Genomic DNA, 10,110 nt, shown 5'->3' on the forward strand with positions numbered 1-10,110 from the left:
GAGAGGGAGTATACAATGGATATTCAGAAAAAGCGTTCTGTAACAGAAAGTGAAATACAGCAAATGAAGGATTTGGCTTATATTTGCGGGCAACAAGACAATCTTGATTACTCTTCAGATTTACATATCAACTTTTTAAAAAATCGAAATGAAGATCATATAAACGATTTTCTTCTTTATAACGGTACTCAATTAATTGGCACTTTAAATATGTATGATTTCGAAAGACCAACAAAGCTTGAACTAATAGGCTTTGTACATCCTCATTTTAGAAAACAACGTTTCGGAACTACCCTTTTACAAACTGCAATGAAAGAAATACAAAATAGAGAGACAGATGAAGCTCTTCTTATTATCAATGGGGATTCTATTTCTGGGAATGAATTTATAAAACATATGAAGTTACCGTATTTATATAGTGAATATAGTATGGAGTTCAAAATAAACGAAATTCAAAAAACAACAGATAATAATATACAGCTTACTCTTGCATCTTCAGAATCACTGCTTGACCTTATTGAGATTTCTAGTAAAGCTTTTGGTGATTCAGTAGACAATACGGCTACATGGTTACAAAAAATGATGACTTCACCTTCTCATAAAGTTTACAGTGCTCTTATTAACGAAAAAGCTATTGGAACAATTACAGTTACTGAGCAAGAACAATCTACTACATTATCAGGATTCGCTGTTCATCCTTCTTATCAAGGTAAAGGATATGGAAAAGATATTCTTAGTTATATGGTACATACCCTTATTACAGAAGGAACTTCAACAATTGAATTAGACGTCGAAACGAAAAATAACCATGCTTTAAAACTATATACACAATGTGGTTTTAAAATTAAAACGAAGCATGACTATTATAATTTAATGAATAGCACGGAGAATATTTATGTCTAAAAAACTTATTTATTCTGATTATGATATTTTCGCATCTATTTATAATAAACATTGGGGACATTTTGCCGAACACTCCTATCTAGCTTTTGAAAAACTCGTTTTACAATATGCACAACCACATTCTCATATTTTAGATCTTTGTTGCGGGACTGGTCATCTTACTAGGAAACTACTTGATAACAATTTTGTAGTAACTGGTATAGATGGTTCTACTCAAATGATTGAATATGCACGTGAAAATGCGCCAGATGCAACCTTTTTCGTCGATGACGCTCGCTATTTCAATATAAATGAGCAATTCCACTACGTCATCTCTGCCGGTGATAGTTTAAACCATATTATGAATTTAGATGAACTAAAAAGTGTGTTTCACAACGTTTACTCCGTATTACATAACGAGGGTATATTCGCATTTGATATGAATATGGAAAAAGGATTTCTTGAAAACTGGATTGCTTCGTTTCATATTTCAGAGAAAGAATATGTTTGTACGATTGATTCTACATTTGATAATAAAAACAAAAAAGCAGAAATGAATTTCATATTATTTACGCGTGATACAAATGATATTTGGAAAAGAAGTGACTTTTCTTTTAAAGAAACATGTTACACTAAAGACGAAATTACTCATGCATTACAATCTGTAGGTTTTAAAAATATTCAATCGTACGGTACAAATAGAGCATTTTTCACTTGCCAAAAATAAAAAAACTGAATCTAAATGATTCAGTTTTTTCTTAATATATTTACAACTGCAGTTGTTTCGTCATTTTCTTTATAAACACGCGGAATTCTTCTATCTAGCATACATGTAACTTCATAGTTTATTGTACTTAACATATCCGCTATTTCTTCTACTGTGATATTTTCTTCACCTTGTTTACCGTAGAATACTACTTCGTCTCCTACTTGTACTGGCATCGCTTTTGAAACATCCAACATTAACTGATCCATACAAACACGGCCAATTACAGGTACTCGAACCCCGTTAATTAACGCATAGCCTTTATTAGATAATTGACGATTATAACCATCAGCATAACCAATTGGTACAGTCGCAATCCATTCTTCACCAGTTGTTACATACGTATTCCCATAACTTACACCACGATTTTTCTTCGCATGTTTAATATGAGCCACTTTTGATTTTAACGACAACGCAGGCTGTAAAGAAACGACTGAATGATCCACCTCTTTTGATGGATACATACCGTACACTCCTATTCCAACGCGCACCATATTTTGAAATGTGTTACTTAATTCCATTGATCCTGCACTATTTGAACTATGAATATATGGTATTTGAATTCCTAATTCTTTCGCTGTATTAACAGCTTTTTCAAATAAACTTGTTTGCATATTCGTATATGATTTATCGATTTCATCTGCCGTAGAGTAATGCGTAAATATCCCTACTACTTCTATATACTCCATACGGTTTAATTCTTCTAAAAATGGTTTAACTTCTTCTTCTTGTAAACCGATACGACTCATTCCTGTATCAATTTTCACTTGAATTTGTACTTTCTTTTGAAGACGGTTTGCAATTTCATTTATACCATGTAAATCTTCTACTCTATAAACAGTCATCATAACGTCATATTGAATTACATCTTCTACAGCAGCTACTGGTGTGTATCCTAAAATTAAAATCGGCACAGTAATTCCTGCTTCTCTTAATTCTATTGCTTCATCTACAAATGCAACTGCAAGTTGATTTATTCCAGCTTCAATTGCAGCTTTGGCAACTTCAACTGCCCCATGGCCATACCCATTCGCTTTTACAGCAGCCATCATCTTAATTTCTTCATCATTTACATGTTTTTTAAATTCTTTTACATTATGTTTTACAGCATTTAAGTCAATTTCTACAATTGTATCTCTTCCATATTTCAAACTCATTGGTCTAACTCCTAACTCAATAATTGCATTCCATTCTATTTCACGTTTCATATGACCTTTTACAATATAATACTTTTCATTATGCTAGTCAAACTACTAGAATTTTCGGAATTTTGAGTATGATATAATATCCTCAAGAAACTATTATATACGGAGACGAGGAGAATTACAATGTTTGTTCAATCTGCATTACATCAACTAAAAGTTGCTATTGATACTTCTATTTATATGCTTAACCAATATAGTGAAAACGATTTAAAAATACAACCGATTCACTCAAAACGATCATTATTTGAAATGTGTACACATCTTTCTCTTATTTGTCATGCTGATTTGCTCATTTTAAATGGTATTCCAGAAAAAGAATTACATACCTTTTATATAGAACATACGCCCGTAACAGTTGCTCAAATGCAACAAACGATGATTGAAGGATACAACCTTCTCTCCAAAACATTTCTTTCCTACTCCCAAATAGAATTAGCAGAAGTTATGACTGCCTATTGGGGTATTTCTTATTCGCGCTTTGAATGGTTACTTGAAATCGTTGCACACTTTTATCATCATCGTGGACAAATTCATCTTTTATTATGTGAGCATATGAAAGATCCTCGCATTCCTTTATTTGAGTGATTTTCCACTTATTCATTAATTATAAATAGAGAAGCTACAAAACCAATAAAAAGTAGCATTCCTAATAAAATAAATGTTTGAGCATACCCTCCTATTTTCATTAGATAAATAGAAATAATAGGTCCTATACTAGTACCTAAAAATAAAATAAAAGTATAAATAGATACTGCTATTCCCCTCGCTTTCCCTCCTAATTGACCTACAAGAGAAACTAAAGACGGAACGGATATAGCAATACCTATTACAAAACAGACACTCATCATTACAAGTAGAGATAGATACGAAACAAAGCCCATTGAACTTAGACTAAAAATAGCGATCAACAATCCTCCCTGAAGAACTTTTCTTACTTCAAACCTCTTCGTTAAACGACCTGCAAGCGGTGACAGCAACATACCAAATAGCCCCGCTAAGCGAAAATAAAGAATTTGTTCTGCAGTTAAATTGTAAGTAGGAGAGCTCAAATAATTCCCTAAAACAGTATACATATTAACAAAAGCCATTAATAAAACAAATGCAATTATATAGCTTAATACTAAGCTTTTATTTGTAAAAACTTTACCCATCTGTTTAATTGGCCCCAAAATATCAGTATAGGATTGAGACGTCTCTTCTTTCGGAAGAGAATAATAAACCCATATAGCAGTACTTATATAGACAATGCTAAGAAGAAAGAAAACCATATGCCATCCAAAATGCTGACTAACAGCAGTACTTATTACCTGCCCTACAATTCCAGCTACTAAAAAACCAGTACTAACAAATCCTATTGTTGTAACCCTTCTTTCTACTGGGAACATTTCTACAACGTAGGCTAGCGCTACTGGAGAAAATGTAGCTGCTGCTATCCCTTGTATACCTCTAAAAATAACAAGCCAAAATAAACTATCTACAAACCCTAAGCAAAAAGAAACAATCGACAGTGCAAGCAATCCAATAAAAATCACTTTTTTTCGTCCATATTTATCAGAAATTGCCCCAAATAACAAACACCCTATAGCAAAGCCAACAGAAAATATACTTCCTGTAGCTGCCGATTGTGCTAATGACGTATTAAAAATGTTTGAAAATAGAGAGATTAAAGGTATTGTTACATATAGGCTAGACATAACTACCATACCCGACCAACATAATACTGCTGTCATTATTGTATAATTCTTTTCACTATTTACTTCCTTTCCTATTTCCATCATAAACTCTCTCCCTTATTACGATTTGTTTTTATTAGTTTAAACTCTCTAAATTACTAAAATAGCATTCCTTTAACTCTTATTTATTTTAATTACATAGCAAAAATTATCACCGCTCATAAAGTTAGTTAAGCATATAATAAGGTAAGCTAATTATATGTCCAAATAAATAAGTTGATCTTCATAATCAACTTATTTACCTACCTTCTCCTAATTTCACCTGCATAGTTGTTTGCATTTTATTTAATAGCTTTTCTAAAACTTGACGCTCTTCTTGATTAAAGCCATCAACTAACGAAGCGCAAGATAACCAAAAAGTTGGTAAAGAATGTGTAACTAGTTCTTTTCCTTTCGGAGTAATTTTCACCTTTAATCTTCTTCGATCTTCAGAATGGTGGAATCTTACGATTAACTCTCGTTTCTCCATCCAATCTAATAAGCCAGTGACAGAAGCACGTGTAATCCCTAATCGACTCGCAATATCCGAAGGACTCATGTTCACCTCTTCCCCATTCGCTTCCATTTCACGCAAAATAAACAATAGTAAAAAATCTAATTTACTCTCTGAAATACCAAGCGGAGCTAAATCTACGTCAACCGCATCAAGAACATTATCAGACGTCCATAACATTAACAAACCAAGTTTTGCTGCGATTGGATCCGTTTCCGCTGACGCTGTCTTTTTGATTAACTCTGCGTACGGCTCAATCCCTAAAGGAAGAGAATCTTTTCTTGAATCCATTCATCTTCACTCTCCTTTCTCATTAAATAATTAGCTTACCTAATCACTTTCTCATTATACTCATATTTTTCCTTTTATTGCAAGCACATTGTTGAACAAAAAAATCCTATTATTAAAACAGAATTTTTCACACTGACTAGCTATCAGTTTTAAATAATGTGCAACTTCTTTAAGGCATAAGAAATTCCACCTTCACTCGCCTTCGTTGTAACGAAATCAGCCCTTCTCTTCAACTCCTCTCCACCATTTCCCATCGCAACTCCTAATCCTACATACTGCAACATCTCAATATCATTTCCACCATCACCAAAAGCAATGGCTTCTGATTTACTAATATTTAAATGTTCCAATACTTTTTGAATTGCAGTTAGCTTCGATACTTTACTATCTTCCAATACATTCATAACGTAACCATGAAAACGGTCAAACGTAAGTGCTGGATATCTTTCAATGAATTTTTGAGCTTCTGCTTCATCAGCATACAGACATATGCAATACATCTCATCTGACAAGTTTTTAACTTTGTCAGGATACCGCTCTAAATTTAAAGTTTCATTTAACGCTCGTATGACACGTTCATCTTTGGAGGCAATATCATTCATTGCAAATTCTTCTGTAAAGTAAGAAACACTGTGACCATGTAATTCAGCAAAATTTGAAATATCATGAACGATTTCGCTTGAAAGTACTGATTTATGTATAACTTTTTCCCCAAATTTTATATGTGCACCATTTGCAGAAATATACGTTTTTATGCCTAGCCCCTTAAATTGTGAGCATAAACTATATGGTCTCCCTGTTGTAACAACTACGTGAATCCCCTTATCTATTAATCTTTGTACCGCTTCTTTTGTACTTTCGTGCATACTTCTATCAATCTCGCTTAAAAGCGTACCGTCAACATCAAAAAATGCAACTTTGTACATAAGTCTTTACATCCCGTCCAAATGATTCGTATCATTAATGAAATGCACCGTTTTTTGTTCACCCTCAATTTCAATTAAACTTATTCCCGTATCTCCCATTTTGAAATAGTAGTCCATTGAAATTGGCATATTGAAAAATGCACGTAATAGACTATTAATTACGCCTCCATGGGCAACAATCGCAATTCGATCATATGTATTCTCTGTCACAATTTTAGAAAAAATCCCTTCTATTCTCATTCGAAACTCAATAAATGACTCTCCGTTTTCAAAACGGTCATGAAGAAATTTTGGCTCTGGATATTTCTTTGCTTCTTCAAATGATAAGCCAGCTTGTATTCCATTATTAAACTCCATTAATTCCTCTTCTAATTGAATTGGACAACCAATTGCTTCTGCTAATGTTTCACCCGTTTCGCGAGCGCGTTTTAATGTGCTTGCCCAAATGAAATCTGGTGCAAAATCTTTTTTCACTTTCTGTACAAGTCTTTGTACTTGTCGTCTCCCGTTGTCAGTCAACTCAAAATCAGCTCGTCCTTCATGCACATGTAAGATATCAGCTTCTGATTCTCCGTGGCGTATTAGTAGTATTTGCATGTTTCTCTCTCCCCCTTTATTTAACATTCACAAAATTCTATTATATCACATTTTAAGATTTCAAAATAAAAAGGAACGGTCTCCCGTCCCTCATCCATTCACTTTTTCCGCATCATTCCAATAATATTTACTAAACGCTTCTGTTAACACATCAATTGTGTTATATAATTCATCTAACGTATTATCAACACCACCAACTTCAATTAACATCGCATTTTTCGATAGATCTTGGTTATAAACGCCATTTCCATCTTTTTTATACTTCGGAAAAATCCCTCTACTTAATCCATAATAGTTTTCATCTAAATAACTATTGATCGCTCTTGCAATTTTTTCATTTTCAGCACGGCCTTCATTTTCCATCCCAATAATAAAATATAATCTTGCATACGATTTTCCATTAATTACTTTTGTTGTTACTTTCTTACGCTGATCATCACGATGTATATCAATCGGAAACGCAATTTTATTATTTTGTGCTAATGCTCCTTTTACATATTCATGAGATGCTTTATATGACTGATACCATACCCACTTTTTACTCGCTAATAAATCACCCATATTCGTTTTATCGTGAATTACTGGAATTCCTTGCCCCTCAAGTTGTTCCTTCATACGTTTTCCTAGTAAGGACACATTTACATCTGGGCTAGATGGATCAGTTGCCCCTGGTAATAATGGAAAGAAGGATTCCCAGCTATGTGTATGATAAATATATACTGCACTTTCACCTTTTTTCGCTCCGTTCTTTTTCTGAACCGGATTATTCTTTTCCGCTTCTGTAACTTTATCTTTTGCTACTTCCCGTTCTTTCGTTACTTCTTCAATCGGTACACTAGATTCATTTGGGATATTCGTCAAGTTTGTCCCTTCCCCAGCTACGATAATATTAGAATAATACTTTGACATACCAGGTACTTCTTTACCGACGAATGTTCTTAAATCTTTAATTTTCAAATCTGTCGCAATAGAGAACATTAAATTCCCAACTGACTCTCTTTTATTCTGCTTAAAATAATCAAATCCGTAATAGTGATTCTCACTTTCTATCATTTGAACAAAACCTTGCATCGATACTTTTCCAAACCATTGATTTGCATAATTCGATTTCATTGTATGTAAAAGTGACGTCAAAATCGACGCTATTATAATTACTATTAGCGCATATAAAAGGAGTAACGAAATTAATTTCTTCCCATGTATTCGAGTTGCATACTTTTTCACTGCATCACCTTCTTTATACATGGATATGTACAAGCTTTTCGGAATATACGCACAAAAAAAGAGAAATGGTATCCCATTTCTCTTCCTCACTTTTATTGTTCTTTTCCTGTATCATTTGAAGGTAGTTTCTTCGCTTGTTTTTCTTTAAATATTTCTCCAATTGCCCCAAGAGTACCAAGTGTTTCAATTGCATTAGACGGAATAAAGACTTTATTTGCTGGTCCTTTTGCAACTTCAGCTAATGATTCGAATGATTTGTAAGCAAGTATGCGCTCATCCAAATTCGCTTCACGAAGCAATTCAATACGGTTTTGTTCTGCTTTTGCGATTTCTTCAATTGCTCGCGCTTCCCCTTGTGCCTCTAATTCTTTTGCTTCTCTTATACCTTCAGCTTCGCGAATACGCGCTTCTTTATCCCCTTCAGCCATCAAGATTTTACTTTGCTTTTCCCCTTCAGCACGAAGAACTTTATCTTGTTTTGCTGCTTCAGCTTCTAAAATAATTGCACGTTTATTACGCTCAGCCTTCATTTGTTTTTCCATTGATGCTTGCACATCTTTTGGCGGGTTAATATCAACAACTTCGACACGTTCAATACGTACGCCCCATTTTTCTGTTGCTTCATCAAGCGCTAAGCGGATTTCTGTTGAAATTTTTTCACGACCAGATAACGTTTCATCCAGTTCCATTTTACCGATAATTTGACGCATCGTTGCTGAAGTAATATTACGAACACCATATTCATAGTTTGAAATACCATATGTCGCAAGTTCTGGTTCAACAATTTGATAGAAAATAATTGTATCTATTTCTACTTGAACATTATCTTTCGTAATTACTTTTTGCGGTGGTACATTCGTTTGTTGAATACGTAAGTCGTGATATACACGAACACGATCTACAATTGGGATTAAAATATTTAATCCTGGGTGCATTATACGTTGAAACTTACCAAATCTTTCAACAACCCCAACTTTTTGCTGAGGAATAATTTTAATTGTTAATGCGATAAATGTAACTACAATTAGTGCGAATATAATCGTTAACGTTAATGCTACCATATTTATTCACTCTCCTTTTTTACTTGTAATATAGTACTATGCCTCTTTATAACAACGACTTTTTCTCCAGCATCAATTGAAGAATCTGCAATAGCTGTCCAAGTATCTCCATCCACCTTCACAATACCATTTGCTTCATTTGTAATCGCTTGCATAACAATCCCTTTTTTACCAACAAGCATATCTACTGTATCAGTAAAACCTTTTGCCTCTCGAAAGTTTTTGGAAATTCTTTTCGTAAAGAATGTCAAAGTTAAACTTACAATTGCGCCAACAGTAACTTGTAACAGTAGTGCATCAGGAGCAAACAAAGCAATAAGACCTCCGACAACAGCTCCAATTCCAAGCCAAAGCATGTAAAATGTAATCGACAACATTTCTGCAATAAATAAAATACCAGCTATTATAAACCAAATTACCCAAGCAGCCATATGCAACCCTCACTTTCTTTCTCATTTTCTATATGTATATGAAGAAAAGAATGGTTTATCCGCCCTTTCTTACACTTGGGCGTTTGCTACAAGCTATTGTACATACTCACTGTTACAATGATTATTAATATAATACTATATCGATATATTCTTCATTATACATGAAAATTCCTTTCAAAAAGTGACAAAAAATTAAATTCTTTAAAAATTTCATTTTTTAAATTACAATTATTCTAATTACTAAATACTATTTTTATAGAGGTGTTATTCTTATTGAGAAACCTGTCACTAACCTACTACTTAGGTTCCAAAACATGCATTACTCTCGCTGACATCGTATATGTAATGATTATTACAACTCATATTTATATAGCAACTAAATCAGCTACTATGAACTGCACCCCAATTGTTAGACACAGTCTAACAATTGGAGGTGCAGTTTTTCTATGGCTAAATTTACAGCTGATGAAAAAATACAAATCGTTCTACGTTATTTGAACG

The 10,110-nt window shown here is 33.5% G+C and carries 11 protein-coding genes and 1 pseudogene; 4 read left to right on the plus strand and 8 right to left on the minus strand.

The features are described 5' to 3' along the window. Positions 1–15 precede the first annotated feature (15 nt). Together ACS2FK_RS20065 and ACS2FK_RS20070 are read left to right on the plus strand one after the other, a co-directional pair. Complete coding sequence (locus tag ACS2FK_RS20065; RefSeq protein WP_023521759.1) at positions 16–903, plus strand: GNAT family N-acetyltransferase; 888 nt, start codon at positions 16–18, stop codon at positions 901–903. After that, positions 896–1,609, plus strand: coding sequence for a class I SAM-dependent methyltransferase (locus ACS2FK_RS20070; protein WP_063547110.1), 714 nt, complete (start codon positions 896–898; stop codon positions 1,607–1,609). Before ACS2FK_RS20065 ends, ACS2FK_RS20070 begins: the two co-directional genes overlap by 8 nt. 20 nt (positions 1,610–1,629) lie before the next feature. Here ACS2FK_RS20070 and alr read toward each other — a convergent pair whose 3' ends face one another. Beyond that, a complete protein-coding gene (gene alr / locus ACS2FK_RS20075; RefSeq protein ID WP_002093966.1) occupies positions 1,630–2,805 on the minus strand; it encodes an alanine racemase in 1,176 nt (391 codons plus the stop codon). 171 nt (positions 2,806–2,976) lie between these two features. On the opposite strand from alr, the gene ACS2FK_RS20080 reads away from it, so the two are divergent. After that, positions 2,977–3,438 carry a DinB family protein gene (locus ACS2FK_RS20080; protein ID WP_000498006.1) on the plus strand — a complete coding sequence of 154 codons (462 nt, stop codon included), beginning with the start codon at positions 2,977–2,979 and terminating at the stop codon, positions 3,436–3,438. An 8-nt stretch (positions 3,439–3,446) separates the two neighbouring features. On the opposite strand, the gene ACS2FK_RS20085 is transcribed toward ACS2FK_RS20080, so the two are convergent. The 7 genes from ACS2FK_RS20085 to ACS2FK_RS20115 all read right to left on the minus strand — a co-directional run bounded on the left by ACS2FK_RS20085 (position 3,447) and on the right by ACS2FK_RS20115 (position 9,609). Further along, a complete protein-coding gene (locus ACS2FK_RS20085; protein ID WP_063549288.1) occupies positions 3,447–4,628 on the minus strand; it encodes an MFS transporter in 1,182 nt (393 codons plus the stop codon). A gap of 196 nt (positions 4,629–4,824) precedes the next feature. Continuing rightward, positions 4,825–5,370, minus strand: coding sequence for a MarR family winged helix-turn-helix transcriptional regulator (locus tag ACS2FK_RS20090; RefSeq protein WP_000378333.1), 546 nt, complete (start codon positions 5,368–5,370; stop codon positions 4,825–4,827). Positions 5,371–5,519: 149 nt separating this feature from the next. Next, entirely contained in the window at positions 5,520–6,296 is a 777-nt protein-coding gene (locus tag ACS2FK_RS20095) for a Cof-type HAD-IIB family hydrolase (protein ID WP_000278721.1), read from the minus strand. Positions 6,297–6,302: 6 nt separating this feature from the next. After that, positions 6,303–6,893 carry a histidine phosphatase family protein gene (locus ACS2FK_RS20100; protein WP_063547109.1) on the minus strand — a complete coding sequence of 197 codons (591 nt, stop codon included), beginning with the start codon at positions 6,891–6,893 and terminating at the stop codon, positions 6,303–6,305. Positions 6,894–6,983: 90 nt separating this feature from the next. Next, entirely contained in the window at positions 6,984–8,189 is a 1,206-nt protein-coding gene (gene spoIIP, locus ACS2FK_RS20105) for a stage II sporulation protein P (protein ID WP_307838012.1), read from the minus strand. A 20-nt stretch (positions 8,190–8,209) separates the two neighbouring features. After that, positions 8,210–9,178, minus strand: coding sequence for an SPFH domain-containing protein (locus ACS2FK_RS20110; protein ID WP_000226254.1), 969 nt, complete (start codon positions 9,176–9,178; stop codon positions 8,210–8,212). 2 nt (positions 9,179–9,180) lie between these two features. Continuing rightward, a complete protein-coding gene (locus ACS2FK_RS20115; protein ID WP_000741974.1) occupies positions 9,181–9,609 on the minus strand; it encodes an NfeD family protein in 429 nt (142 codons plus the stop codon). Positions 9,610–9,882: 273 nt separating this feature from the next. On the opposite strand from ACS2FK_RS20115, the pseudogene ACS2FK_RS20120 reads away from it, so the two are divergent. Then, a pseudogene (locus ACS2FK_RS20120) lies at positions 9,883–10,002 on the plus strand (MFS transporter); the annotation flags it as partial. Positions 10,003–10,110 lie beyond the last annotated feature (108 nt).

This window comes from Bacillus cereus group sp. BceL220 (assembly GCF_051776965.1).
Classification (GTDB): Bacteria; Bacillota; Bacilli; order Bacillales; family Bacillaceae_G; genus Bacillus_A; species Bacillus_A cereus.

Bases quoted from the DNA above. Each gene is read 5' to 3' on its own strand.
- ACS2FK_RS20100 (WP_063547109.1), bottom strand. From the start codon at position 6,893: ATGCAAATACTACTAATACGCCACGGAGAATCAGAAGCTGATATCTTA.
- ACS2FK_RS20080 (WP_000498006.1), top strand. From the start codon at position 2,977: ATGTTTGTTCAATCTGCATTACATCAACTAAAAGTTGCTATTGATACT.
- ACS2FK_RS20065 (WP_023521759.1), top strand. From the start codon at position 16: ATGGATATTCAGAAAAAGCGTTCTGTAACAGAAAGTGAAATACAGCAA.
- ACS2FK_RS20110 (WP_000226254.1), bottom strand. From the start codon at position 9,178: ATGGTAGCATTAACGTTAACGATTATATTCGCACTAATTGTAGTTACA.
- ACS2FK_RS20090 (WP_000378333.1), bottom strand. From the start codon at position 5,370: ATGGATTCAAGAAAAGATTCTCTTCCTTTAGGGATTGAGCCGTACGCA.
- ACS2FK_RS20070 (WP_063547110.1), top strand. From the start codon at position 896: ATGTCTAAAAAACTTATTTATTCTGATTATGATATTTTCGCATCTATT.
- ACS2FK_RS20095 (WP_000278721.1), bottom strand. From the start codon at position 6,296: ATGTACAAAGTTGCATTTTTTGATGTTGACGGTACGCTTTTAAGCGAG.
- ACS2FK_RS20085 (WP_063549288.1), bottom strand. From the start codon at position 4,628: ATGGAAATAGGAAAGGAAGTAAATAGTGAAAAGAATTATACAATAATG.
- ACS2FK_RS20115 (WP_000741974.1), bottom strand. From the start codon at position 9,609: ATGGCTGCTTGGGTAATTTGGTTTATAATAGCTGGTATTTTATTTATT.
- alr (WP_002093966.1), bottom strand. From the start codon at position 2,805: ATGAGTTTGAAATATGGAAGAGATACAATTGTAGAAATTGACTTAAAT.